The organism is Allocoleopsis franciscana PCC 7113, assembly GCF_000317515.1.
Classification (GTDB): domain Bacteria; phylum Cyanobacteriota; class Cyanobacteriia; order Cyanobacteriales; family Coleofasciculaceae; genus Allocoleopsis; species Allocoleopsis franciscana.
Genome location: NC_019738.1, coordinates 5,282,221 through 5,306,849, shown reverse-complemented (window position 1 = coordinate 5,306,849; position 24,629 = coordinate 5,282,221). Strand labels below are relative to the sequence as shown.

General features: G+C 46.8%; 22 protein-coding genes and 1 pseudogene. 11 read left to right on the top strand and 12 right to left on the bottom strand.

Annotation, left to right across the window (positions count from 1 at the left end):
• Window positions 1-24: 24 nt before the first annotated feature.
• Complete coding sequence (locus tag MIC7113_RS21805) at window positions 25-1,113, bottom strand: fatty acid desaturase family protein (RefSeq protein ID WP_015184353.1); 1,089 nt, start codon at window positions 1,111-1,113, stop codon at window positions 25-27.
• A gap of 134 nt (window positions 1,114-1,247) precedes the next feature.
• On the opposite strand from MIC7113_RS21805, the pseudogene MIC7113_RS34945 reads away from it, so the two are divergent.
• Window positions 1,248-1,565, top strand: a pseudogene (locus MIC7113_RS34945) (SAM-dependent methyltransferase); the annotation flags it as partial.
• Window positions 1,566-1,634: 69 nt separating this feature from the next.
• Here the strand turns inward: MIC7113_RS34945 and MIC7113_RS21800 are convergent.
• A complete protein-coding gene (locus MIC7113_RS21800) occupies window positions 1,635-2,675 on the bottom strand; it encodes a hypothetical protein (protein ID WP_015184352.1) in 1,041 nt (346 codons plus the stop codon).
• 462 nt (window positions 2,676-3,137) lie between these two features.
• Here MIC7113_RS21800 and MIC7113_RS21795 point away from each other — a divergent pair, with 462 nt between their 5' ends.
• Window positions 3,138-5,735 (top strand): glycogen/starch/alpha-glucan phosphorylase, encoded by a 2,598-nt coding sequence (locus MIC7113_RS21795; protein ID WP_015184351.1) that lies wholly within the window; start codon window positions 3,138-3,140, stop codon window positions 5,733-5,735.
• 248 nt (window positions 5,736-5,983) lie between these two features.
• Here MIC7113_RS21795 and MIC7113_RS38725 read toward each other — a convergent pair whose 3' ends face one another.
• Window positions 5,984-6,118 (bottom strand): hypothetical protein, encoded by a 135-nt coding sequence (locus tag MIC7113_RS38725; protein ID WP_015184350.1) that lies wholly within the window; start codon window positions 6,116-6,118, stop codon window positions 5,984-5,986.
• A gap of 376 nt (window positions 6,119-6,494) precedes the next feature.
• On the opposite strand from MIC7113_RS38725, the gene MIC7113_RS21790 reads away from it, so the two are divergent.
• Window positions 6,495-7,187, top strand: coding sequence for a hypothetical protein (locus MIC7113_RS21790; RefSeq protein ID WP_155898071.1), 693 nt, complete (start codon window positions 6,495-6,497; stop codon window positions 7,185-7,187).
• Between the two features lie 290 nt (window positions 7,188-7,477).
• Here MIC7113_RS21790 and MIC7113_RS21785 read toward each other — a convergent pair whose 3' ends face one another.
• Window positions 7,478-7,987: a DUF4112 domain-containing protein gene (locus MIC7113_RS21785; protein WP_015184348.1), complete on the bottom strand. Its 510-nt coding sequence runs from the start codon at window positions 7,985-7,987 to the stop codon at window positions 7,478-7,480.
• Window positions 7,988-8,038: 51 nt separating this feature from the next.
• On the bottom strand, window positions 8,039-8,947 hold the full coding sequence (locus MIC7113_RS21780) for a YihY/virulence factor BrkB family protein (protein WP_015184347.1): 909 nt from the start codon (window positions 8,945-8,947) through the stop codon (window positions 8,039-8,041).
• Window positions 8,948-9,084: 137 nt separating this feature from the next.
• Between MIC7113_RS21780 and MIC7113_RS21775 the strand changes: the two genes are divergently transcribed.
• Entirely contained in the window at window positions 9,085-9,567 is a 483-nt protein-coding gene (locus MIC7113_RS21775) for a hypothetical protein (RefSeq protein WP_015184346.1), read from the top strand.
• Between the two features lie 189 nt (window positions 9,568-9,756).
• Here the strand turns inward: MIC7113_RS21775 and MIC7113_RS21770 are convergent, their stop codons facing one another.
• From MIC7113_RS21770 to MIC7113_RS21750, 5 genes are all read right to left on the bottom strand, one after another.
• Window positions 9,757-10,191, bottom strand: coding sequence for a hypothetical protein (locus MIC7113_RS21770; protein ID WP_015184345.1), 435 nt, complete (start codon window positions 10,189-10,191; stop codon window positions 9,757-9,759).
• A gap of 141 nt (window positions 10,192-10,332) precedes the next feature.
• Window positions 10,333-11,268 (bottom strand): protein translocase subunit SecF, encoded by a 936-nt coding sequence (gene secF / locus MIC7113_RS21765; RefSeq protein ID WP_015184344.1) that lies wholly within the window; start codon window positions 11,266-11,268, stop codon window positions 10,333-10,335.
• A gap of 14 nt (window positions 11,269-11,282) precedes the next feature.
• Window positions 11,283-12,689, bottom strand: coding sequence for a protein translocase subunit SecD (gene secD, locus MIC7113_RS21760; RefSeq protein ID WP_015184343.1), 1,407 nt, complete (start codon window positions 12,687-12,689; stop codon window positions 11,283-11,285).
• Between the two features lie 260 nt (window positions 12,690-12,949).
• Window positions 12,950-13,933 carry an alpha-ketoacid dehydrogenase subunit beta gene (locus tag MIC7113_RS21755; RefSeq protein WP_041781132.1) on the bottom strand — a complete coding sequence of 328 codons (984 nt, stop codon included), beginning with the start codon at window positions 13,931-13,933 and terminating at the stop codon, window positions 12,950-12,952.
• Between the two features lie 94 nt (window positions 13,934-14,027).
• Entirely contained in the window at window positions 14,028-15,140 is a 1,113-nt protein-coding gene (locus MIC7113_RS21750) for an S-(hydroxymethyl)glutathione dehydrogenase/class III alcohol dehydrogenase (RefSeq protein ID WP_015184341.1), read from the bottom strand.
• A gap of 234 nt (window positions 15,141-15,374) precedes the next feature.
• Between MIC7113_RS21750 and map the strand changes: the two genes are divergently transcribed.
• The 5 genes from map to MIC7113_RS21725 all read left to right on the top strand — a co-directional run bounded on the left by map (window position 15,375) and on the right by MIC7113_RS21725 (window position 19,215).
• Window positions 15,375-16,163, top strand: coding sequence for a type I methionyl aminopeptidase (map, locus tag MIC7113_RS21745; protein WP_015184340.1), 789 nt, complete (start codon window positions 15,375-15,377; stop codon window positions 16,161-16,163).
• 274 nt (window positions 16,164-16,437) lie between these two features.
• The gene (locus MIC7113_RS21740; RefSeq protein WP_015184339.1) at window positions 16,438-16,737 is read left to right on the top strand and encodes an RNA recognition motif domain-containing protein; all 300 of its coding nucleotides are present in this window, start codon (window positions 16,438-16,440) and stop codon (window positions 16,735-16,737) included.
• A gap of 427 nt (window positions 16,738-17,164) precedes the next feature.
• Window positions 17,165-18,148 (top strand): ABC transporter ATP-binding protein, encoded by a 984-nt coding sequence (locus MIC7113_RS21735; RefSeq protein ID WP_015184338.1) that lies wholly within the window; start codon window positions 17,165-17,167, stop codon window positions 18,146-18,148.
• Complete coding sequence (locus tag MIC7113_RS21730) at window positions 18,145-18,933, top strand: ABC transporter permease (protein ID WP_015184337.1); 789 nt, start codon at window positions 18,145-18,147, stop codon at window positions 18,931-18,933. Before MIC7113_RS21735 ends, MIC7113_RS21730 begins: the two co-directional genes overlap by 4 nt.
• A 39-nt stretch (window positions 18,934-18,972) precedes the next feature.
• A complete protein-coding gene (locus MIC7113_RS21725) occupies window positions 18,973-19,215 on the top strand; it encodes a hypothetical protein (protein ID WP_015184336.1) in 243 nt (80 codons plus the stop codon).
• Between the two features lie 62 nt (window positions 19,216-19,277).
• Here the strand turns inward: MIC7113_RS21725 and infC are convergent, their stop codons facing one another.
• The gene (infC, locus tag MIC7113_RS21720) at window positions 19,278-19,745 is read right to left on the bottom strand and encodes a translation initiation factor IF-3 (protein ID WP_226883705.1); all 468 of its coding nucleotides are present in this window, start codon (window positions 19,743-19,745) and stop codon (window positions 19,278-19,280) included.
• A 146-nt stretch (window positions 19,746-19,891) separates the two neighbouring features.
• Between infC and MIC7113_RS21715 the strand changes: the two genes are divergently transcribed.
• Both MIC7113_RS21715 and MIC7113_RS21710 read left to right on the top strand, forming a co-directional pair.
• Window positions 19,892-20,872: an aldo/keto reductase gene (locus tag MIC7113_RS21715; RefSeq protein ID WP_015184333.1), complete on the top strand. Its 981-nt coding sequence runs from the start codon at window positions 19,892-19,894 to the stop codon at window positions 20,870-20,872.
• Between the two features lie 223 nt (window positions 20,873-21,095).
• Window positions 21,096-21,938 (top strand): lysophospholipid acyltransferase family protein, encoded by an 843-nt coding sequence (locus tag MIC7113_RS21710; RefSeq protein WP_015184331.1) that lies wholly within the window; start codon window positions 21,096-21,098, stop codon window positions 21,936-21,938.
• A gap of 8 nt (window positions 21,939-21,946) precedes the next feature.
• Here the strand turns inward: MIC7113_RS21710 and MIC7113_RS39280 are convergent, their stop codons facing one another.
• Window positions 21,947-24,511 carry a SpoIIE family protein phosphatase gene (locus tag MIC7113_RS39280; protein WP_015184330.1) on the bottom strand — a complete coding sequence of 855 codons (2,565 nt, stop codon included), beginning with the start codon at window positions 24,509-24,511 and terminating at the stop codon, window positions 21,947-21,949.
• Window positions 24,512-24,629 lie beyond the last annotated feature (118 nt).

The following is a 24,629-nucleotide window of genomic DNA, read 5'->3' as shown; positions in this document are numbered from 1 at the left end:
TCTAAAGGTCGCCCTTGTAACTAATTATTTATGGAGCAGAGGGCAAGCAACATCCTTCTCTCCTGACCAATTTGTAAAAGTATTTTCATTTTTGTAATGCCGAGGAGTTTGCCGCAGTAAGCGCCAAGCTTCCCCAGCATCTATTAAGTTCATACGCTCAGGATAGTGAGTTTCTAATAACTCTTGAACCATTGGATAATAATCAGAATTCATGCCTGGAAAAATATGATGCTCGGTATGGTAAGAAAAATTTAAATGCAACTTATCAAAGAGTTTATAAACTCGTAGAGAAACACTATTCAATAGTGGATCGTTAACGAGTGTCATGGGGCAAATCATGTGATTTGTATAAATATAAAAAAACATTCCAGCATAGCCAATCCCCAAGGGTATAAAGTAGCTAAAAACGAGTTTTATTAAGTCAAATTGCAGATAAGCCATGATACTTAGATGAATCATTAAGATCAGAAAAAATTCTCCTGCGATCGCCAGACGGTCTTTAGCACTGACCCTAACGACGGCAGGAACATAATCAACAGATTCATCATTAAAGAACAGCACGGAAGTCAGATTGCGAAACGTATAAAGTAACCATGAAGTCGGCATTCCCAATGCCAACCCTATGAAATTGACTTCACTAGAAGGTTCTATAAGATGCTGAAACCATTTCCCCCAGGTATTAGGCTGCTCGTATAAGTAATTACGATCAGGATCATCGAAGGAATTTGTTTTACTGTGATGCACTCGGTTATGAACAGATTTCCAGAAGGTTGGTGGCATCCATCCTATCGCGAACCCCAGGAAGCCAATCATACGAATCAGCTTGGGGTTCCTAATTACGCTGCCATGCATGACTTCATGAGAGCTAAATAGCAAGACAGTGATGCTATTGCCCATCACCACAGCTAGGGGTAAATATAGCCATAAAAGGTATGGAGACCAACGATCCAGATGAGACGCGATCACCCAGCCGAGTATTAAAATTGCCAGATTAATAAACAATATGACTAATTTACTTGGATCGGGGATAAAAGCTATATCCGGCAGTAGGGGACGTATTTTTTTTGCATATTCTACTTGAGTAATCAGTGTTTCTTCTCTATCAATAGTCATAGATTTTGATTGATTTTTCAGAAGGCAGTAAGAAAAAAATAACTAAATTCAAAAACTTCTTTAGTGTGATATAGTTGCAGCAATTTTGGGGAGCCTAAGGAGTATACTCATGAACTCTATCACGAGTCTAGAAGATATCCAGTGTTTACACTCATAAATACATTTTCCCCCACAGTCGCTACTGGAATAACGATGCAGTCCCTAGCCATAACAAAGACCTCAAAACCATTAAAAGATGGTATATTAATGGCTCTAATTACTCTAAAACACTAGCCAATTGGTTACGTAATTTTGACGAGAACCAGGCAAGCATCAAAGATTTAAATTATGGCATGGATTATGCCAAGTTTCGCCGGATATGGCGGTTCTATTTGATATGGTTTGTTGCCAATTTCGCCTGTTGTGATGGTGAATATAATGGTAACGGGCAATATTTGATGGTTCATGCTTAATCATTGAGCAAGTCGACATAGGAGTTTGCTAGCCGTTATGCGTCTGCGCTTGCCCAGAAAAAGCGGGGATTAGGAATTGGAATCGGTCAGGATTTTCAGCCGAACAATCTGCTCACCCGTATCATCTAACGGCACTTCGATCACTTCATTAACAAGGCTCTCTAGGCAACTGAGGAGTGATCGCAAATGCGGTGTACTCGCACCCGTATCAACATATAATCGGTCAGACAAACTGCCGAGACGTTTCCAGGTGGTGTAGAGTTTACCAACCGTTTGTTCAAGCGTAGATGCTTGTTTCACTAAATCAGCAGCAGTATTCAAACAATCGAGTCGCAGGGCTTCTTCGAGTGCCATTTCCATATCCAAAGATGATGCCTGAATCGCCTGAACTTGGGCAGCGGAATCAAGATACTTCGCTAAATAACGGGCGTCGGATGTCACCTGTTTAATGGTATCGACATCGGGATTTGAGGCGACTTCCTCTTGTAAGGGTTTGAGGTGGATTTCGGGCAACTTCTCCATCTCTTTCACCAGCGGTGCCAGGTAACGCGCTGGCATTGTACCCGCAGAGGCTTTTTCCTTCACTTCATCGGGTAGCAATTCTGAAGACATCGCCGTCCATTCATCCGAGAGTTGCTTCACCTCACGGCGGGTAATGCGATCGCCTTTTTCCGCTGCCTCGGTTACCAGTTGCTGCACTTCTGGGGCAGATTTGGCTGTTTCCACAAAGGCTCGTTTGCTAAAGTTGCGGATGGCATCAGTGCTGAGTTTGCCTTCGGCTAATAGGGTATCTGCACTATTGGCGAGTTCAATTAAGGAGTAGGCTTGACTTTTGCTGATTTCTCGACTTTTGAGCCAGTTTAAAAATCCTGTTCCCCGTCCGTCGCCGCCTTTTTTCTCCCTGTCACGGACGACACGCAAAATTCGCCCCCGCCAGATTTCGGTTTGCAAGTCGAAGCGATCGCAGACTAGCCAAGCATTATCAACCAGTTGCTGAAAGTCATACTCCAGAATCCCTTCATCTTCTGGATCGGGGAGGTCAAAATTGAGATCGACGGGTTCTTGCAGGACAGCAGCTAGTTCAGCGGTAGATTGGGGGACTTGAGCCATAGGGAAGCGATCGCCAAGTGATAGACGGATTATTATTGCACGCTTCCCAAATTATAGGAGGTACCCCACGGATAGGGGTTTTAACCATTTTGTCAAGAATACAACACAAGATGTAATGCAGGGATAGGCATAATTTCCTTCCAGCAACTAACGCCTCAACTTGGGTAAGCTAGCGTGCATTTAAATTACATCTTCTGAAAACAGGATAAAAGCGCACCCCTGCTCCCCCGCTCCCCTGCTTATTGTGGGAACCATCCCTCCATGCAGACAGCTCAATCTTTGAGCGCAACGGGGTAGGAGTAGTGATTAGGCGCTACTAAGCTAATGTTGATTAGGCAGGACTTATACCTTATTGAAGGTTTAAACTCTACCCCCGTAGAGTAAGTCTTTCTACTCTGCTAGTAAAGGCTGTGCATAAGTCCTGTTTGCTCATGTACTGATGATCGCAGGCACCTAGACACAATGACTACCCATGAAAATTTATTCGAGCATCCTCATCGTAGACCTGTACAGCCCGACATTGCTCCCCCAGAGGATGTACGGATTCAGATTGAAGATGATCGCACTGGCTTGACGGTTGAGACACTCAAACGAGCCTTTGCCGATAACCTGTACTATATTCAGGGAAAAAATGAGTCTTTAGCGACACCCTTCGACTATTACATGGCGCTCGCCTATACCGTGCGCGATCGCCTACTCCATCGCTGGATTAATACAACCACTACATATCTTGAGCAAGATGTCAAGAGTGTACATTACCTGTCGGCAGAATTTTTAATGGGGCGGCAGTTGAGCAATAACCTGCTTAACTTAGGTCTGTACCAACGAGTTCTGCAAGCGCTGCACGAATCGGGTCTCAACCTGAATGACCTAACTGTACTCGAAGCAGAACCCGGACTGGGCAATGGAGGGTTGGGGCGTCTGGCAGCTTGCTTCCTCGACTCCCTAGCAACCTTAGAAATTCCGGCGGTTGGCTACGGGATACGTTACGAATTTGGCATCTTTGACCAACGGATTCAGGATGGTGCTCAAGTCGAATACCCGGACAAGTGGCTCCGCTTCGGCAACCCCTGGGAACTCCGACGCCCAGAATTAACCGCTGAGGTACTCTTCGGAGGGTACACCGAAGCTTATCAGGACGCAGAAGGCAATTATCGAGTGCGTTGGATTCCAGAGCGGAAAGTTTTAGGCACGCCCTACGATACACCCGTGCCTGGGTACAACAACCATACGGTGAACGTCCTACGTCTGTGGCGTGCGGGTGCTTCTGAAGAGTTCGATTTTCGCGTGTTCGATAGTGGTGACTATGTCGGTTCTGTCACCAGTAAGATATTCTCCGAGAATATCTCCAAAGTTCTCTATCCCAACGACAATACAGAGCAGGGTAAGCAACTACGCCTAGAGCAGCAGTATTTCTTCGTGAGCTGTTCTTTACAGGACATAATCAAGACCTATCGCCGAAATCACCAGAATTTCGACCAATTCCATGAGAAAGTAGCCATCCAACTCAATGACACTCACCCTTCTATTGGTGTGGCTGAGTTAATGCGGCTGTTGGTGGATCGGTATCACTTGGGTTGGAACCGAGCTTGGTACATCACCAAAAACACCTTTGCCTATACCAACCATACCCTGCTGGCAGAAGCTCTGGAACGCTGGCCTGTGAGCCTGTTTGAACGCCTGCTGCCTAGGCATCTGGAGATTATCTATGAAATCAACCGCCGCTTCCTGGATGAAGTACGTGCCAAGTATCCCGATGATACGGGACGACTTGCTCGCATGTCCCTGATTGAGGAAGGGGGTGAAAAGTACGTCCGCATGGCACACTTAGCTTGTGTCGGTAGCCATTCGATTAATGGAGTGGCGGCGCTACATACAGAATTGCTTCAGCAGGATGTCCTTCGAGACTTTTATGCCTTGTGGCCTGAGCGGTTTAATAATAAGACGAATGGGGTGACACCACGTCGCTGGCTGTTGTCGAGCAATCCCAAATTATCTGAACTGATTACCGAGAAGATTGGCTTGGGTTGGGTGACTCAGCTAGAACAATTCAAGCAACTAGAACCCTTGGTGGATGATGCTGAGTTTTGCCAGCGCTGGCGTCAGATTAAGCAAGAACGTAAGCAAGAATTAGCGGAATACATTCTGCTCTACAACGATATTGTCATCGATCCCAATTCTTTGTTTGATGTTCAAGTCAAGCGGCTTCATGAATACAAACGTCAGTTGCTCAATGTGTTGTATATCATTACGCTGTACAACCGGATTAAGAAGAATCCGAATATTGATATCCTGCCCCGAACCTTTATCTTCGCCGGGAAAGCTGCTCCGGGCTACTTCATCGCCAAGCTGATTATTAAGTTAATCAATTCGGTGGCGAAAGTGGTGAACAACGACCCCGATGTGCGCGATCGCCTCAAGGTTGTGTTCCTAGAGGGCTTCTCTGTGTCTCTGGGTGAGCGAGTTTACCCGGCGGCTGAACTTTCGGAGCAAATCTCCACTGCCGGGAAGGAAGCGTCCGGCACGGGTAATATGAAGTTTGCGATGAATGGGGCGCTGACGATTGGTACCCTGGATGGTGCCAATATTGAGATTCGAGAAGCTGTGGGGGCAGAAAATTTCTTCCTGTTTGGTCTCACCACTGAGGAAGTTTACGCCCTGAAAGCCAAGGGATACAATCCAATGGACTACTACAATACCAATGGGGAACTGCGGGAAGTGATGGAGCGGATTGCTTCGGGATACTTCTGTCCAGAGAATCCCCATTTGTTCCAGCCGATTGTCGATTCGCTGATGCACAAAGACGAATATCTGCTGTTTGCAGACTACCAGTCTTATATCCAGTGTCAGGAGCAAGTCAGTCAAGCTTATCGCCATCAGGAGAACTGGACTCGGATGTCGATTCTCAACTCGGCGCGTATGGGTTTCTTTTCCAGCGATCGCACCATTCGGGAATATTGCCAGGATATCTGGAAAGTGGAGCCAGTTAAGATTGACTTAAAAGAGTACAGCCAAGAAACGGCTGGCTTGAAGATCCCTCAGCCACCGACTCTTGCGTGACCTCATACCTAAGAGAATCGCACGACACGTAAGGTGGGCATTGCCCACCTGATAGCATTTAACGATGAAGAGGTTGCACCTCGATCCCCCCAACCTCCTCATCCTTACTCTCATCTCCGGCAGTCGCTTTGGCTTAAAAAGGGGTGAACAGAACAGGGGGAGGGAGCCAGATTTCTTTCTGTCCTACTAAGTTGGCTGATTCTTCTCAAGAAGGTATAGAATGATTGGCACAGATTTGATGGCTGCGTTCACGTCAGATTCACGTACCGCACCCTTGAGCTGCTAACTGATTTAGCGGCAAAATTACCGAAGGCTTTACCATTAACAACTGAGTTGCTATCACTCAATTTCCAAACGGCTTTGGAGTCCGCTTGACGGCTCATGACGAAACTCCTATCCTGTGGCGTTAGCGTACTATTTTCTGGAGGAAGATGAAACCTATTCTCGTTAGATTACTCCGGTTTTTCACCTAATCCGCACAGGCTAATCAAGCTGTCTGTATCCAGGACTCTCCGCTTAGGGATAATGCGGTTGATTGCTTGTGTTTCAGTTCTGCTTCTTATGCTCAAAATTCAAGGATTGTTTCAATCAACTTTGGCGAAAAATGAAGTTCTTTGAATTTAATTTTCTGAATATTTCTTGTTCAATTCTTAAGAGTAATGGATAAACCCATCTCTCCAGAGGTAACGAAAGCTACACTAAAGAGGGATGTTAGTTGTTTTTAAGTGCTACAAATTAGAGAATGAGTGTAAAAATCTCATGAGTTCTAATACAGTTAAATTATCATTGGGTGATGGAATGTGTGCCATTGCTAGAGAAAGTAAATCAAACTCTTTAACTCCCTCTAAATCAAAAGACTTAGCGATAACTAATCTTTTGGGACAGTTTCCTCAACAAATCATCGAAAAGTATCTTAAAAAATTTCATATTAATAAAGAACTCAATGATTTTGTTTTAAGAGACTATGTTAAACAGTTCTACGTCCATTTAGCTCAAGATTTAAGAACCCATAGTGATGCACACTATGAATTATCTTTACGCTTAGTCTCTAATCAAAAAGAAACTAATCATATTTTTTATTATATTTTGGGTTTTGAAATCCTACAAATGATTTTTCAGATGAGTTGGTTACAGCATGAACGCTTATATGGACTCCAGAAAAATCAAGATAGTTTTATCAATAATTATATAAAACCCATTCAAAATACGCATCGAATCAATGGGATTATTGTTCCTAGACATGAAAATATTTTTTTTGCCAAACGGAACTATTTCGTCAAAAAACCTTGCATCAAAGAAAAAAAACTGACTGAATTAGTAATGGCTACTTTTACAACAGACACAGTAAAGCATTTAGGTTTCTTGATGATTCGTCATCTGAATTTCTTAGTTTTCGACTATGCCTATATTTTTAATGAGGAACCAGAAACCTTATTTTGCTGTAATTTTTGACGCACTCTGACTCTGCCACTTATCGTGACTATCGGCAAAATAGGGTGTAGGAAATAGATGGGCACCATCTTCGTTGTGAGTGTTCACTCAGAGTGCTTATACCGAGTTGCGTTCAAACGTAGTATTTTCTCTCCCCCTTGTCCCCCTTCCCTTGTCTCCCTTGTCTCCCTATCTACTATCTTTGACTGCAACTTGGTATTACCTTAGAGAGTTTGATGCCTGATTTCTCTACATTGAATATTGCCTGTTCAAAGTGCGATTGCCTTTGGCACTGCCCTTTGGGCAATCGCTTAACCTGTGATTGCACTAAAAAGCCACCTCAACAGCATAACGCTGATGGCGGCTACACCCACCACAACCAAAAGTAGTACCCCAAATAGCAACGCCAGAAATAACCAATCTACCTTTTTCCTAGAGGAGGAAGGAGGAATTTTTAAGTGTTCTTCCAGTAGAACAATATTTTTCGTGTTAGCCTTCCAAGTTACATCGACCAAGTCTCCCAATACAGGCACAGTTCCACTGAGTGTATCAACAATAATATTCCAGACCATTTGCACCAAAGTCTCTCGCGTTACACCCATGCGTGCGGCTTCCAGCACAATATAAGCGGAGACAGCAGTTCCTAAGAAATCGCCACCCCCCGGTAACAAACCGATGATCGGGTCAATCCCAATCCGATAAGATGTCCCTGGTATGGGAATCGCGTTATCCAGGATATGGCTCAACCGACGCAAACGCCGAAAGGTAGATATCCTAGCATCGCCGGATGGAGGGGAAGATTGAGGAGAGATTTGGGACATTGTTTGATTTATTTAGCGTTGAACGTTTGAACAATAAAGCGGGTCATTTTTTCATTCTTTAACCTTTGTAATTTTTCTGAGACTGTTTAATAATCTGCCTTTTTGCATCGCCTCTCCTACTGTGACGTTAAGCTGGTCACCTAATAAAAGTACCAAAGAAGTCATATAGAGCCAAAGCAATAACACAATGACGGCACCAACAGCTCCGTAGACTTTATTGTAATTGCCAAAATTCGTGACATAAAGCCGAAACAGCGCTGAGACAATTGCCCAGAAAATTGCCGCCAAAACAGCTCCTGGCATAATCGGTGTGCCTTTAGCCCAACGGCTTGGACCATAGCGATAGATAAAGGCACAACCTGTAGCAATAATGCCTAACGCTAAAGGCCAACTTAAAAGCCGCCAGAGGCTTAATAGAACCGACGCTCCACTGTGATCAACAATTCTATTGACTAGCCAGTCACTGACGAAGACCAAGAAAGAAGCCAGAACTGAGAATAAAATACTGCCAATCGTCAAACCTAAGGATACTAACTTCGCTTTCCAAAAGGGTCGTGTTTCTTCGGGAGGAATTTTATGCATTTGATCGAAGGCGTTCATCGCCGCACTCAGCACCCCAGAAGAAGCCCAAATGGCGAAGACAAAGCTAAGAGAGAAGAGACCACTACTTTTTGTTCGACTAATTTCTATCTTGAACTGACGAATCAGTTCCACAACCTCGTAGGGAGCTACTTCGCTGATCTGGCGTACTAGGTTACGGAAGGTGGATTGTAAAGATTCTTCAAACAGTCCAATTGCCGTGAGAATCGCTAAAATTGCTGGAAACAGGGCTAATATGGCGTTGTAGGCCATTTCAGCAGATAGACCCATCAACCGACGTTCTATGGCACGGGCGAACGTTTTCTTGAGGGTTGCCCAATTAAGGTGGCGAAAAAAACGGAAAAAACGCGCAGAAAGCATAGAGATTAAGTTTGGCAGCAGGGTATGTTAATGATTAATCTGCCAAATTTATAGGCGATTTACTGCTCACAAGAGGTCGGTCATGTGACCGACACAAGAGACTGTTAACCAGAAAGCTATTACAGGAGCGGTTGTCAATGAACAACGATGTCAAGCAGTGGTTAAACGAAATTAAGCAGCTCAAGCAGCAACTGGCAGATACTATTAGCGATCGCGATGCCGCTTATGAGAGTGCGGATAACTGGCGTAAACTATACACCAATGAAGCACAGCAACGTCGTACAGAGGCAAAGTTAGCACAACAACAAGTCGAATCCCTCAAAGTTCAAATTCAGCAACTCCAAGGAGAAAGTTCTCCCCTGAGTGCGGATAATCCTGAAGGGGAGTCAGCACTTGAACAGGAAGTAACAGGACTGCTAACGGCTGAAGAATTGAAGGCAAAGCTGAAAGAAGTATTAGTAGAACGCGATCGCCTAATTGATGCCTTAAAAACCGAGCAATCTAATCATGCTCAAACCCGCAAAAGCTTAACTGCCGTGATTGGCGACACCATCGAACAGTTAAATAAGGAACGCGGCAATCAACAAGTTAGACCTGAGTCTAAGGAAATTATAAATTAATAACGATAGGGTAGAGACGCCATCCCCAGCACTGACATGGGAAGAGTTTCTGACACTCCCAGAAAGTCTTCCCCATGCTCAAACCCGCAAAAAGTTAATGGATGCTGTTGACATTTCAACGTCACCAGAGCAAGGCGCAGACAAAGCCAAGAAAACTCCAATCAATCCGCGCTGCTGGTCGAAACGGCTTTAATGGGTTGAATCTTGTTTAAACACCCACTTCCACAAGGGGTGACTCGCTCCTTGTTGAGCAATGCGGCGTACCTGTTGCTCTAGGTGCAGTTGTTCCTGGTGTGGTAGTCCAAATAAAATATTACGACTGTGCCAAACTAAGACAGCAGTCGTCATAGAAACACACAAACCTAAACCCAAGGCGGGCCAAGGATTAAAGATGATGCCATATCGCAGTGCTGACCAAGTAAAGTGCGATCGCATCAGCGAAATCTCGTAGCGCCAACCCCACAGAAATAAGGGGGTCAGCGTCACCCAAAGCAAGCTGACGACAAACCAGCGACCATAAACCGTCAGCCGATGTAACCGCATTATCGGTATTTTCAGAGTGGGGTCAAGGTCGGAAGGTTCTCTTCTAGATATTCGAGGCATCTGGACGTCTGGCGGCTCCATGGTTTCTAGCGTTCAATAGACATCTTTGATCATTAACCTGCAATCCTTCACGGTCGCTGAAGCTTAATCTCCTCAAGATGTCTATTGTGAGCTGAAAGCCTCCCCATCCTCTCGATTTTGCCGGAACTTTTACTTTTGCGATTATGCGGCTTTGCTCTGGCGCTCTCGCCACCAGGCAAGCATCGTACTCGCAACAAAAATACTGGAATAAGCACCTGCAATAAAGCCCACAATCAAGGCTAAGGCAAAATACTTGAGGGTTTCTCCTCCAAACAGGAAGATCGAAACCAATGTCAGCAACGTTGTTAAGGTGGTATTAATCGAGCGACTTAGGGTTTGATTCACGGCATCATCCACCACTTGGTTAATGTGCATGTCTGGATGCTCCTTGATTACCTCCCGCACTCGGTCGTAAATCACCACCGTATCGTTGACTGAGAAACCAATAATCGTCAGGATGGCAACGACGAAGAGGCTATCAATTTCCACACCTAACACCAAACCCAGGATAGAGAAGATGCCAACGGTGATTAAGACATCGTGGAATAAGGCAACGAAGGCGAAGAAAGCGTAGTCGAATTGGAACCGGAAGGTCAGGTAGATAAGGATGCCTGCAAAAGAGAGAATAATCGCTATTAGACCTGAAATAAATAGCTGACGACCCAAGGTTGGCCCTACCGTGTCAATTTGCAGAGTTTTAGGGTCAAAAGCGCCAATTTTTTCGCTCAAATTATTTTGTAGCTGGGTACGCTTCGCGTAATCTAATGACTTGGTGCGAATCGTCACCCCTGGTTCTCTGTCCCCTTGTTGATCTAAAACTTGGATGCTGCTGTTGCCCAACCCCTCAGCATCTAAGACTTGCCGAACCGCTTGAACGTCGATGGGTTTGTTGCAGTTATCGGATTTCGAGCAATCTAACTCAAATTGCAGCCGCGTACCACCGACAAAATCCAAACCCAGGCGTAAAGGAGAACCCAGATTTGCGGTGGAAATCACCATACTGATGATGCCAGCAAGAATCATCGTGGCAGAGATCGACCACCAGAGCGATCGCTGTTTGATTATATTAAGTTTCATGGTCACCCCTCCGCCTATGAGTTCACTGATACTGGTGGGTTGGGAACAAAGAGTTCAGGCTTTTGGCGCAACCCAGGAAATCCCAAAACCAGCAGCAGCATAAAGGTGCGGCTACAGGTGAGCGCCGTAAACATACTCACCGCCACCCCTAAACCAAGTGTCAGTGCAAAACCCTTCACTAAACCAGACCCTTGCCAAAATAAGGCGGCACAAGCAATCACTGTAGTCACGTTACCGTCCAAAATGCTAGAGAATGCCCGGTAAAATCCTGATTCAACCGAGCGATACAAAGTCTTACCCGCTCTTATTTCTTCTCGTGTCCGTTCAAAAATCAGCACGTTCGCATCAACCGCCATGCCAATACTCAGGATAAAACCAGCAATTCCCGGCAGGGTTAAAGTAACACCCAACAGAGCAAAAACCGCCATCGTCAACAGGGCGTAGATGATTAAGGAAACGTCAGCAATTAAACCGGGCAGGCGGTAATAGACGCCCATAAACACTAATACTAAAACCAGACCGCCAATCCCGGCATAGAGACTTCGTTGGATACTATCTCGTCCTAACGTTGCACCCACCGTGCGGTTCTCTACAATTTCCACCGGTACAGGTAAGGCACCCCCCCGTAGCTGCACGGCAAATTCGTTGGCTGATTGGGCTGTATAGCGACCACTAATCTCAGCACCGCCACCCGTGATACCCGCTTGGGCATATTCGGGTCCGACGGTGGGGGCGCTAATCAGAGCCTGATCGAGGAAAATACCAATACTGCGACCGGTTCCCGCCAGTTCCTTGGTTAGCTGAGCAAATTTTTCGGCTCCTTCGGCGTCAAAACGGATGGCAACTTTCCAGTTATCACCGGTTTGAGTCGGTTCAGGCAGAGCATCTCTAAGATTTTTCCCCGTCAGATCAGCCGGTTCAAACAATTCTGCGATCGCTTGGTTGCTGCGCTCCAGAGCCGCTTTATTCTCTGCGATCGCTTTTTCGTCCCCGGTCTTACTCAACTGAGCCTGTTGCTGCACCAAGGCGTCTCGCGCCTGCATTTCAGCCATTAGCTGATAATAATCGGCTCCGGGTTTCTGCTGGCGGAATTCCAATTGTGCGGTGCCACCCAGCACCCGTTCGGCCTGTTGCGGGTCACTCACCCCAGGTAGCTGTACCAAGATTTGATCGGAACCAACACTCTGCACCACTGGTTCTGAAACCCCAAGGCCGTTCACCCGATTTTCAACGACAGCTAGAACGTCTTCTAGTTGCCTAGGCGTGATTTGCTTAATTTCTTTTGTGGTCTTGACCTGAATGGTCAACTGTGCGCCCCCCCGCAAGTCTAATCCTAAGGGAATTTTCACCTGCACAAGCACCCAGATCGCCCCAATCACCAGGGCTAAAATCAGGGCTAATATCCAACGCTGTTTTTGCATCACTACGAACCGCCGCAACAAGTGATATGATAATCCTTTTTAGCAACGACCCAGTCTCTTCGGTGATGTCGTTACTTGGTGGCAAGCGAGGAAAGTTTTCACTTTCACCAGCCAGAGGCTGGAAAGTTGCTCGGTTGAACGTTTCCGGAGACGAATCCCTACTTTGAAAGGCAAGGTAGGTTAGAAAGTTGAAAGTTGAAGGTTAAAGTTTGGTATCCTAACTGGCAACCTGCAACCTATTAACCTACTATTTTCTCACCTTAAACCCGCGATGCCACCATCTTTTGTACAGCTTCCACAATTTGCTGGGGTTGCACAATCGTTAGATTTTCCAGAATACCGTTGTAAGGGGTTGGGATATCCTGAGAAGACAGCCGCAGCACTGGCGCATCGAGTTCATCAAACAATCGATCATTAATCGACGCAATTAATTCGGCTCCAATACCCCCAGTTTTCATGCATTCTTCCACCACAATCACCCGGTGGGTTTTGCGAATGGAAGCCCCGATGGTGTCAAAATCTAATGGCTTCAAGGAAATCAAGTCAATCACCTCTGGATCAAACCCTTCTTTTTCCAGCGGCTTCACGGCTTGCATGACGTGATGACGCATCCGAGAGTAGGTGAGAATGGTGACATCTTTCCCCTTGCGGACGACCTCTGCTTTATCGAGAGGAACCAAGTACTCCTCATCAGGCAGGTCTTCTTTGAGGTTGTAAAGCAGGACATGCTCAAAGAATAAAACGGGATTGTCGTCCCGAATTGCCGATTTAAGCAGTCCTTTGGCATTGTAAGGGGTTGAGCAGGCGACGATTTTTAAGCCCGGAACCGCCTGAAAGTAAGCTTCTAGTCGCTGGGAGTGTTCAGCCCCCAACTGACGACCAACCCCACCTGGGCCACGAATCACCATGGGAATTTTGAAGTTCCCACCGGATGTATAACGCAGCATCCCCGCGTTGTTGGAAATTTGGTTGAAGGCAAGGAGCAAAAAGCCCATATTCATACCTTCAATAATGGGTCGTAAACCCGTCATGGCTGCACCAACGGCTAGACCAGTAAAGCTGTTTTCCGCAATCGGGGTATCCAGAACCCGAAGATCACCGTATTTTTTATACAGATCTTTGGTGACTTTGTAGGAACCACCGTAGTGACCGACATCTTCACCGAGTACAAATACAGCTTCATCGCGTGCCATTTCTTCATCAATGGCGGCGCGTAGGGCGTTAAAGAAAAGTGTTTCTGCCATCAGTACCTCACCAAATTCGGCAAATGCCATCCTAGCATTGCCTAAGCCCCGTAAGGGAAACTGCGGATACGCAACATCAAATACGAGTCATCTGTCAAGAGAATGTCACTACGCTGCGAATCGATTCCCCTTGGTGCATCAAATCAAACGCCTGATTAATCTTCTCCAATGGCATTACGTGGGTAATTAAATCATCAATGTTAATCTTCCCTTCCATATACCAATCTACAAGCGTGGGAACATCCGTGCGACCCCTTGCCCCCCCGAAAGCTGAGCCTTTCCAAACACGTCCAGTCACGAGTTGAAACGGACGAGTCCGAATTTCCTCGCCGGCACCCGCCACGCCGATAATCACACTTACCCCCCAACCTTTGTGGCAGCATTCCAAAGCTTGGCGCATCACATTGACATTGCCAATACACTCAAAACTGTAATCCGCGCCGCCTTTGGTTAAATCCACCAAATAGGGAACTAAATCCCCCTCCACTTCCTTGGGATTCACAAAATCCGTCATGCCAAATTTTTCCGCCATGGCTCGCTTATCGGGATTAATATCAACGCCGACAATTTGGCTAGCACCGACCATCCGCGCCCCTTGGATCACGTTGAGGCCAATCCCTCCTAGCCCAAACACTACAACTCTTGCTCCGGGTTCAACTTTTGCCGTATAAATCACGGCTCCAATTCCCGTAGTCACCCCGCAGCCGATGTAACATACTTTATCAAACGGAGCATCTTCCCGAATTTTCGCCACCGCGATTTCCGGCAGTACCGTGTAATTGGCAAACGTGGATGTCCCCATATAGTGATACAGGGGAGTTCCATTAATCGAGAATCGACTGCTGCCATCGGGCATAACACCGCGCCCTTGAGTAGTACGAATCGCTTGGCAGAGATTGGTTTTACGACTCAGGCAATATTCACACTGACGGCATTCGGGGGTGTATAGGGGGATAACATGGTCGCCCGGTTTCACACTGGTGACGCCTTGACCGACCTCCACCACCACACCGGCCCCTTCATGTCCCAGAATGGCGGGGAATAGCCCTTCTGAATCTTTGCCGGAGAGGGTATAAGCATCGGTATGGCAAACTCCCGTTGCCTTAATTTCAACCAATACCTCACCCGCTCTGGGGCCATCCAACTGAACCGTTTCGATGGTTAATGGCTTCCCAGCCTCATAGGCAACTGCTGCTTTGACCTGCACGGATTCCCTCCTATTTGCTTGTATCAACAGCTTAGCGATTGGGTGGGGGATGCTGAAGCGATCGAGGTAAAGTTAATTAATAGAGGACTGACACAAAATTCTGTGCTAAATACTAATAGTCGTAGTAGGGTACGTCGCGATGCACCCTAGATGTAGAGTTTCGGAGTCAGTTCAGTTACTTAGATGTTAGATGGACGTCCCCACGAATTGGGGAGATCAGGTTAAGGAAGATTCATGGGAAACGAAACAATCGTTCTCTTATCCAGCAGAGAAATTGAAAAAATGCGTCGCGCAGGGCGCTTGGCGGCTGAACTTTTAGATCACCTAGCACCGATGGTTAAGCCAGGGGTGAGTACCTTAGAACTGAATGACGAAGCAGAGCGCTGGACAATAGCACATGGGGCAAAAAGTGCGCCTCTGGGCTATCATGGCTTTCCCAAGTCCATCTGCACCAGTGTCAATGAGGTGGTCTGTCATGGAATTCCCAATGCTAAACAAATCCTCAAGGAAGGCGACATTATCAATATTGATGTGACGCCGACGGTAGAGGGCTACCACGGTGATACCTCCAAAACTTTTTTTGTGGGTACTCCTTCCCCAACGGCGAAAAAGTTGGTGGAGGTGACACAGGAGTGTTTAAGAAGAGGGATTGCTACCGTTAGATCCGGTTCACGGATTGGAGACATTGGTGCGGCGATTCAAGAGTATGCCGAGGCTCAGGGTTTTTCTGTTGTGCGAGACTTCGTCGGACATGGGGTGAGTAATATTTTCCATACCGCGCCTCAGATTCCTCACTATGGCACTAGGGGGAAAGGAAAGCGTCTTCGCCCTGGTATGGTTTTTACCATTGAGCCAATGATTAATGAAGGCACTTGGGAAGTTGAGGTTCTCGCGGACAAATGGACAGCCGTGACCAAAGATCGCAAACTTTCTGCTCAATTTGAGCATACATTAGCGGTTACGGAAGAAGGTGTTGAAATCCTTACATTAAGCGAAGCGGATGCACAGAGGAAATCGGCTTAGGGGTGTGTTAACAAGAGCGGTGTGTTGATGCATCGTACTCGGTTAAGGGTGCGCTCAATCCCCTGTTCTCAAAACCTTAACGTGATTCCTAACAAACTCTTTGTAAAAATTTTTAGTTCTCTCCTTGAGCTATCACCTTTATGCGCTATCTTAAGGAAGAGAATTAATTCGGTTGCAGATTTTGTTTTCATCGGTAGGCTTCTCGCTTCTGGTCGTTAACAGATTTCTCTCCGCAATTCCAATCTCTACACTCCCCTGTTTTTGGAGAAGATCAATGTCAATCTATGTAGGTAATCTGTCCTACCAAGTTACCCAAGACGACCTCAATGCGGTTTTTGCAGAATACGGTACAGTCAAACGAGTTCAACTTCCCACGGATCGAGAAACGGGTCGCATCCGTGGATTTGGCTTTGTGGAGATGAGTTCAGACGCTGAAGAAGAAGCCGCCATTGAAGCTTTAGATGGTGCCGAATGGATGGGTCGCGACCTGAAAGTGAATAAGGCTAAGCCCCGCGAAAATAAAAGCTCTTCGGGTGGGCCTCGGAAAAGCAACAGTTTCTCTCGTCGCTACTAAGTTTTAAAAACACTACTTTTCACCCTTTTGGGCTAACCGATATCGTTCGGTTCATAATTTTTGACTCTTATATTCCAGCCGATTTTTATCGGCTCATTTTCTTTTTTAATTCTACTATTTTTAGTCATTCAAGTAAATGACAAGAGGCTCAAGCTTTTCTGCCTGAGCCTTTTTGCTCTTAATTTGATACTTTTAAACTTTGCTGAATGACCTAAGTTTCGAGCCTTTTGACAATTTATAGAATGTCACTTGTGGGTGCGATAGCTGAACAAATTTGATTCCATCCCGTTCAATGCCCATACCTTACGGCAGTTTTTTTGAATTAATAATGGGTTAGTTGTCAAGAGCTTTCTGGTCAAAAAATTAGAGAGCTTCCTCGTACTTTGAAGTAGATACAGATTGATGACCCATCGATTACAGTAAAGCTATGTCTATTGTTGTCGTTGAGAACCTAAGCAAAGTCTACCCGGTTGCCGTGAAAGAACCGGGCATAAAAGGTACGTTGGCTCACTTTCTGCGCCGCACCTACCGCTCAGTAAACGCGGTTCAAGACGTTACTTTTGAGATTGAGATGGGCGAAGTGGTTGGATTCCTCGGCCCCAATGGTGCAGGAAAAACCACCATACTCAAGATGCTGACCGGACTGATTCACCCTTCCAGCGGTCGAGTGAGAGTGGCAAGTCATGTCCCCTTTCGCAGGCAAGCTGACTTTTTGAAGAAAATTACCCTGGTGATGGGTCAAAAGCAGCAGTTGCTTTGGGACTTGCCTGCACTAGATTCGCTGAAAATTAATGCGGCTGTCTATGGTATCTCTGACAGAGACTTTCAGTATCGCGTCGGAGAACTCACCGAGATGCTTTCTCTAGAAGGCAAACTTACCCAACCCGTGCGGAAGCTTTCTTTAGGGGAACGCATGAAAGCCGAACTGCTGGCAGCCTTGCTCCATCAACCCCAAGTCCTCTTCCTCGATGAGCCAACCTTGGGATTAGATGTCAACGCCCAAGTGGGAGTTCGCGACTTCCTGCGGGAGTATAATCAACGCACCGGTGCGACCATTCTTCTGACCAGTCACTATATGGCAGATATCACCGCTCTATGCCAACGGGTACTGTTAATTTATGCAGGTCAACTGATTTATGATGGCTCTTTAGAAGGGTTAGTTGACCGCTTCGCACCTTATCGCGAGGTTCAAGTGGAACTGGCTAAGCCGTTGCCCAAAGACAAGCTCTCTACTTATGCTGAAGTCGAAGCCATTGACGGTCGGGAGGTTCGTTTTTTGGTCAAGCGCGATGTCCTGACAAGTACCGTGTCTAAAATTTTGGCTGAGCTGGAAGTCATTGATTTAACTGTAACTGAACCACCCATTGAAGAAGTGATTGGTCGGGTCTTTCGTGCTGGGGTCGTTTCATGAAGCAGGGGATGAGGATAGCTCAAACGTTCCTCTCGGTTTACTATGCCTACATGGTAGAGTACCGGGCGGAGTTATTGTTATGGGCGCTTTCGGGAACGCTACCGCTGATTTTGATGGGTATCTGGATCAAAGCCTCCCAAAGTGGACAATTTGGTCTGGCTCCTAACGATTTTGCCCGCTATTTTCTCACTGTTTTTCTCGTCCGTCAGTTTAACGTCGTTTGGGTCGTTTGGGAGTTTGAAAAGGAAGTGGTGGAAGGCAAGCTTTCTCCCCGACTTTTACAGCCAATTGATCCGGCGTGGCATCATGTCGCCTCGCATTTATCTGAACGGCTGGCTCGTCTGCCTTTGGCGTTAATGTTAGTCGGTTTGTTTTTCTGGCTTTATCCGGAGGCGATTTGGCTACCGCATCTGGGCAATATATTGCTGTTTATACCTGTGGTGGCACTGGCTTTTGCTGTGCGCTTCTTGATGCAGTATACTTTTGCTCTGTTTGCCTTCTGGACAGAACGAGCCAGTGCGATCGAGCAATTCTGGGTTTTATTCTACTTGTTTTTGTCTGGGGTGATTGCCCCGCTAGAAGTTTTTCCACCCGCTGTGCGTGAGGTAGCGCTGTGGACTCCCTTTCCTTACCTGATTCACTTCCCGGCAGCAATTTTAATTGGGCTACCTGTGGATATTGGGCGAAGTGTTTTGGTCATGCTGGGTTGGAGTCTACTTTTTTTCATCTTGAACCGCTGGCTGTGGCGCAAGGGGTTAAAGCAGTACTCTGGAATGGGGGCTTAGTTTAACTTAAATCTGTTCAAATGAGTTGGAGAAGAAACTGTGCTTAAACTTAAGTTATCTCTGCTAGCTATCCTATCCACCACGGCGATCGCAAGTGGCATGGTGTTGGGTTCAGTGAGTTCGGTTCAATCCTGTTCGCACAGCAAATCTGAAGCTTATCAACAGGAAAGATACGAGCAACCCGCTTGGTTCCGCTCGCCTTGGGCAGCCGTTATAGCTTTGCCAGGAATCGCTTTAGCAGCGGTTCTGTCTGCCGGCAATCGCTGGTATCAGAAAAACTAGGATTATTTTGTGGTGCAATCCCTACATCCAGGGAGCTCATCAGAACTCCCTGGCACATTCATCTAAGAGGGAATCACCTGAACAATCAGTGACCGTTTATCTAAGGACTGGACTTTTCCGGCTTGACCGAGGTCAACTACAATACGGTCTAGCAATTCTGCGGCGCGATCGCGATGTTGATGTTCCCGACCCCGTAAACGAACTTGAAATTTCACGGAATCGCCTTTACCCAACCACTCAACAGCTCTATTGATGCGTAAGCTGTAATCCGACTCGCCGACGTTCGGGCGGAGCTGAACCTCCTTCATCGAAGGTTTAGCACTCTGGCGTTGACGTTTTTTCTGTTGGTACTGATGCTTGCCATAGTCCAAGATCTTAGCCACCGGAGCCTCTTTACTTTCAGAGACTACGACAAGGTCAAGCCCTACACTTTCAGCGAGTTGCAGTGCCTCACGGGTATCCGTCAAACCACGATTGTTGTTTTCTTGATCAATCAACAGGACTTGAGGAGTCTTGATTTGATGGTTAATCAGTTGTTTAGAAGCGATAGTAATATCCTCTTAAACTCAATATTGTATTTAGCCGATAATACTAGCGTAGCGCAGTGTACACGAACTGAGAGTAAAGTGATAGAGAATTTAAACAAAGGTCTTAAGGACATCTACACCGAGTAAAGATGCAGACGACGCAAAAACTCTCCCTTCCCCTCATGGGCTGCGGAACTTGGGCTTGGGGAAACCGACTGCTCTGGGGATATGACGAAAGCATGGATGACCAGTTGCAAGCCGTCTTTAACCTTTGTGTGAGCCAGGGTGTGACTTTATTTGATACAGGTGATTCCTACGGAACGGGGAAATTGAATGGGCGAAGTGAGCAACTCCTCGGACGGTTCTCTCAGGAATATTTGGGTTCAAATTCAGACAAGATTTGCCTTGCCACCAAGCTGGCGGCTTATCCGTGGCGGTTGACACGTCAGTCCATGGTGTCGGCTGGCAAGGCATCTGCCCAGCGATTGGGCAGAAACGTAGATTTAGTACAAATGCACTGGTCTACGGCTAACTATGCTCCCTGGCAGGAGGGGATACTCTTAGAGGGTTTGGCGGATCTTTACGAGCAAGGATTGGTTAAGGGAGTCGGCTTATCCAATTACGGCCCCAAACGGCTCAAATGGGTGCATCAAAAGCTTGCCGATCGCGGCGTTCCCATTTCTACCCTACAAGTTCAGTATTCCCTTTTATCCACCTATCCGGTCACCCAACTTGGACTCAAAGAGGTTTGTGATGAGCTGGGGATAAAGCTGATTGCCTATAGCCCTCTGGGATTGGGACTGTTAACTGGAAAATACTCACACAAAGGCTCTTTACCAAAAGGCATCCGAGGTGTGCTGTTTAGGCAGTTATTACCTGGAATCCAGCCAATCGTGGACGGCTTACGAGCGATCGCCCAATCCAGAAACAAAACTCTATCACAGGTTGCCCTCAACTGGTGCATCTGTAAAGGAACCATTCCCATCCCTGGTGCCAAAAGTGTGGAACAAGCTACAGAGAATATTGGCGCTTTGGGTTGGCAACTTGATTCCAACGAAGTTGCAGAACTTGATCGCGCGGCTGCTCGTGTAGACAAACCTATGGTTCAAAATATCTTTCAGACTCGATGATCAAAAAGGCAGAGGGTAGAAGGGATGTGATCGATCTTTGGGATGGGAAGACTGGAGTTTTTAACGCAGAGGTCGCAAAGGGTGACGCAGAGGAACGCAGAGTTTTTGTATCCCAATCTTGGTTAATTCCGCTGCCAATGGAAATAATATAACCTCTGTATAAGTTATTCTCCTTGGATTTGATGGATTGCTCTAGGCTCACTAATCTTGCTACAATTCCTCGATGTCTAAAAAATCTGACCTTGTAGCCCGACCGGGCTGGTCTTTAGATCAACGAAATCCTCAAGTTATTCAACTGTTCATGCCGCTGTGGGAGTGGCTATATCGTTACTATTTTCGAGTGCAAACGAGCGGCTGGCACCATATTCCGCCTCAGGGGCAAGTCTTGCTCGTCGGTTCCCATAATGGAGGGCTAGTCGCCCCTGATATGGTGATGATGATGTATGACTGGTTTCGACGATTTGGTACAGAACGCCCTGTTTATGGCTTGATGCATCCCTGTGTCTGGAAAGCTGCTCCCAGAGTCGCCCACCTCGCGGCTGAAACGGGTGCGGTGGTGGCGCATCCCAAAATGGCGATCGCGGCTTTGCGAAAAGGTGCCAGTGTTCTTGTCTACCCTGGTGGCGCTAAAGATGTATTTCGCCTCCATGCCTTGCGTCACAAAATCTGCTTGGCTGGGAATCAAGCTTTTATCAAGCTGGCACTAGGGCACAATGTCCCGATTGTGCCGCTGATTTCCTACGGTGCTCACGATACACTCATTGTCTTGGCTAACTTGTATCAGCAAGTGCGGCAACTCCATGAATGGGGAATGCCTTGGTTTTTGGATATCGATCCAGAGGTTTTTCCGATTTATTTGGGATTACCCTGGGGATTGGCGATCGGCCCTTTGCCTAATATTCCATTACCTGTAACCATTCACACCAGGGTTTGCCCACCGATTATTTTTGAGCGTTATGGTCGAGAAGCTGCCCATGATGGGGATTATGTGGAAGATTGCTATAACCTCGTGTGCGAAAAGATGCAGCAAGAGTTAGACAATTTAGTCCAAGCGGTTGAAGCGTAAAAACCTGTTCAGTTCATCCCCTCAGAGGAGACGCTAGGTGATTGCATTTCGGCACTCACCACTGAGTCATCCTTCCGCTTAAAGACCACCAAAGTAATATCATCGAACACCTTCTGTTTGCCAATAAATCGACGCACATCCTCAATCACAGATTGCTTGACTTGTTCAGCATCTTTGTGCCAATTTTGACTCACCGCCGCACAAAGTCTTTCCATCTCATAAAACTTGCCATGGATATCTCTAGCTTCTGGAATGCCATCGGTATATAGCACCACCCCATCCCCTGGTTCCAACTTCACCGTTGTATGACTGATAAAATCAGCAATCTCTTCATCCAAACCAATTGGTAACCCTAAATCCATCGTGTCAATCCGCTCGATTTGACCCCCTTTTCTCACTACAATAGTCTCCTCGTGCTGACCGCTGATACTGATAGCCCCCGCCACATAATTCAAAATCGCCAGGGTCAAATTCTTGCCTGAGTTCATGCGAGAGACATTTTTGTAAATCGTGCGGTTGAGCGTATCTAAAAAACGCACAGGGTCTTGTTCTTTAATTTCTTTGAGTGTGCGAACTGCTGTTTGAGCCATCACCATCAAAATGCCACTCTCTAATCCATGATCGGTGACATCTCCAATGCCAATGGTAACAATCCCATCCGTGTGCAAGACATCGTAATAATCTCCACCGACTTCGTCAGCAGGTTCCATGTATCCAGCGATATCCAGTTCTTCAATGTCTTCCAACTCTTGCTGTTTAGGTAAAATCATCTGCTGCATTTGACGCAGGATATCGAGTTCAGCTCCCATACGGAGATTGTCAGCTTTAAGCCGTTTGTTGAGCGCTGCAATAGCATCGTTGGCAGTCCCTAAGTCAGTAGTCCGCTCTTTTACCATCGCTTCTAAGATTTCTTTTTGGCGTTTGCGATCAGTAATATCTCGCAAAATACCAACATATTCACGAAACTCTTCATGGAACCGACTGGAAATGGAAATTTCAATGATGCGGTGATCGTGGCTCGAATTTCTATCGGGATTGATGCTCGAAGTGCGATTTAAATTGAACATATGCTCGCTGCGATTTTCCCAAAGATCGGGTCGAGCCTCCAAGTCTGGAAAAAACTCGCTGAGATGATACTGGAGAATATTGAATGCTGAGGTTCTAAATAATAGTTCGGTGGCTGGATTTACCTGAACCACAACCCCTTTTTCATTCACCACGACAATCGAATCAATCGCAATTTTAAACAGGTGTTCGGCTTGTTCTTTTGCTTCCCCCAAACTAGTGACTTGGGGTAAACTCGTCCATCCGGCGATCGCAACTTCCACAAACGTAATCAGCAGCAACAACAGCACAAAGAAATTTTTGAGAGTCGTACTATCGACAGCAAACTGTTGTAGGGAACCTTTCACCATCCAAGTGGTGATCGTCGCGCAAGTGACTAGGGCAATTAAAACGAGCACCTGAATCAGCATGAAATCCGGCGCAAGGCGGCGACTCGACTTGCTGTACAGTTTCTGCCACCAGGTCGGATGGAACGGCGCAAAGGAGATCCGGCGCATCAGCGCATTTCCTGCGAGAATCACCAGAGGTAACAATAACCCGATCAGCAAATCCTGCCAATTCCACGCCAATCCCCCCCCAATCAAGGCAATGGACTCGAAAATGGCAAATCCCAGCGAGAGTCTTGGCCAAAGCACCCCCGGTTCCCCCCGCTTCAACCACAACCCCCAGTGCAGGGCAATAAAGGAGAACAGCCAGCCAATCCCCGTCACGAAGACGATCCGCGCCAAATCGCCCCACATCAGCCAAACCAGACTCAGAAAGAGCGTAAGCACCAAACTTGGACAAAGAACCCCCTGACGGGAGGTTACGGCAAAAACGGGCGAAATATGACCATCTAGTGCCAATTGATACAACATGCGGGGACTATTAGAAGCTGCTGTGGCACAACTGAGGAGACTGCCAGACAGAACAAGAAACGTGACGAGTAGAGGCGCTAAATCCCCCCAAAAGGGTTTAGAGGCGGCTAACAGATTGAGATAAGTGTTATCGCCAAGTCCAGGTTGTGTTGCCAGCCGCATGAGTACCCAGGAACCGCCTAAATAGACGATCGGAATCAACCAGGCAGCAAGGACGAGGATGTGTAGTGTTTTTCGGGGTTTCTGGCTGTCGGCAATGAAAGCCGAGGCAGTTTCGCAGGCGTAAACGGCGTAGGTAGCGATGACATACCATTGTGCCCATCCCCCGAAATCGAATGTTGACCAATTGGGGGGAAGTAGACCTGGACTATCGGGAGACAACGCCAACCAGCCCATTCCCTGAACGCAAAAGACCGTCAGAAACCCCACCGCAGGTACGACAAAAAAGAGATGCAGAATGCCGAGGGAACGGGTTCCACTAAACGAAACGATAAAGGCGAGGGCGGTTAAGGCGATACGCAACAAAGTTTCGGGTGCGGTAATCCCCAACGGTTCGAGATTAGCCGCAATAAAGTCGGTGATGATGATGGCGTTGGCGGGCAGCACGGCAACCCAACTGATGTAATAGCCGATTGCGGCGTAAGTCCCCAATAGGGGAAATTTGTCTAAGAGTCGCGTGATATAACTGGGCGTTCCCCCCGATAAATCTTGCCAGCGCTCGCCAAGATGCTTAACTTAAAAGTTGATCATTACGCCAATAATGGCTCCC

Bases quoted from the DNA above. Each gene is read 5' to 3' on its own strand.
- MIC7113_RS21710 (WP_015184331.1), top strand. From the start codon at position 21,096: ATGTCTAAAAAATCTGACCTTGTAGCCCGACCGGGCTGGTCTTTAGAT.
- MIC7113_RS21730 (WP_015184337.1), top strand. From the start codon at position 18,145: ATGAAGCAGGGGATGAGGATAGCTCAAACGTTCCTCTCGGTTTACTAT.
- MIC7113_RS21795 (WP_015184351.1), top strand. From the start codon at position 3,138: ATGACTACCCATGAAAATTTATTCGAGCATCCTCATCGTAGACCTGTA.
- secD (WP_015184343.1), bottom strand. From the start codon at position 12,689: ATGCAAAAACAGCGTTGGATATTAGCCCTGATTTTAGCCCTGGTGATT.
- MIC7113_RS21790 (WP_155898071.1), top strand. From the start codon at position 6,495: ATGAGTTCTAATACAGTTAAATTATCATTGGGTGATGGAATGTGTGCC.
- MIC7113_RS38725 (WP_015184350.1), bottom strand. From the start codon at position 6,118: ATGAGCCGTCAAGCGGACTCCAAAGCCGTTTGGAAATTGAGTGATAGC.
- MIC7113_RS21740 (WP_015184339.1), top strand. From the start codon at position 16,438: ATGTCAATCTATGTAGGTAATCTGTCCTACCAAGTTACCCAAGACGAC.
- MIC7113_RS21780 (WP_015184347.1), bottom strand. From the start codon at position 8,947: ATGCTTTCTGCGCGTTTTTTCCGTTTTTTTCGCCACCTTAATTGGGCA.
- MIC7113_RS21805 (WP_015184353.1), bottom strand. From the start codon at position 1,113: ATGACTATTGATAGAGAAGAAACACTGATTACTCAAGTAGAATATGCA.
- MIC7113_RS21770 (WP_015184345.1), bottom strand. From the start codon at position 10,191: ATGGAGCCGCCAGACGTCCAGATGCCTCGAATATCTAGAAGAGAACCT.
- secF (WP_015184344.1), bottom strand. From the start codon at position 11,268: ATGAAACTTAATATAATCAAACAGCGATCGCTCTGGTGGTCGATCTCT.
- MIC7113_RS21775 (WP_015184346.1), top strand. From the start codon at position 9,085: ATGAACAACGATGTCAAGCAGTGGTTAAACGAAATTAAGCAGCTCAAG.
- MIC7113_RS21785 (WP_015184348.1), bottom strand. From the start codon at position 7,987: ATGTCCCAAATCTCTCCTCAATCTTCCCCTCCATCCGGCGATGCTAGG.
- map (WP_015184340.1), top strand. From the start codon at position 15,375: ATGGGAAACGAAACAATCGTTCTCTTATCCAGCAGAGAAATTGAAAAA.
- MIC7113_RS21715 (WP_015184333.1), top strand. From the start codon at position 19,892: ATGCAGACGACGCAAAAACTCTCCCTTCCCCTCATGGGCTGCGGAACT.
- MIC7113_RS21800 (WP_015184352.1), bottom strand. From the start codon at position 2,675: ATGGCTCAAGTCCCCCAATCTACCGCTGAACTAGCTGCTGTCCTGCAA.
- MIC7113_RS21735 (WP_015184338.1), top strand. From the start codon at position 17,165: ATGTCTATTGTTGTCGTTGAGAACCTAAGCAAAGTCTACCCGGTTGCC.
- MIC7113_RS21755 (WP_041781132.1), bottom strand. From the start codon at position 13,933: ATGGCAGAAACACTTTTCTTTAACGCCCTACGCGCCGCCATTGATGAA.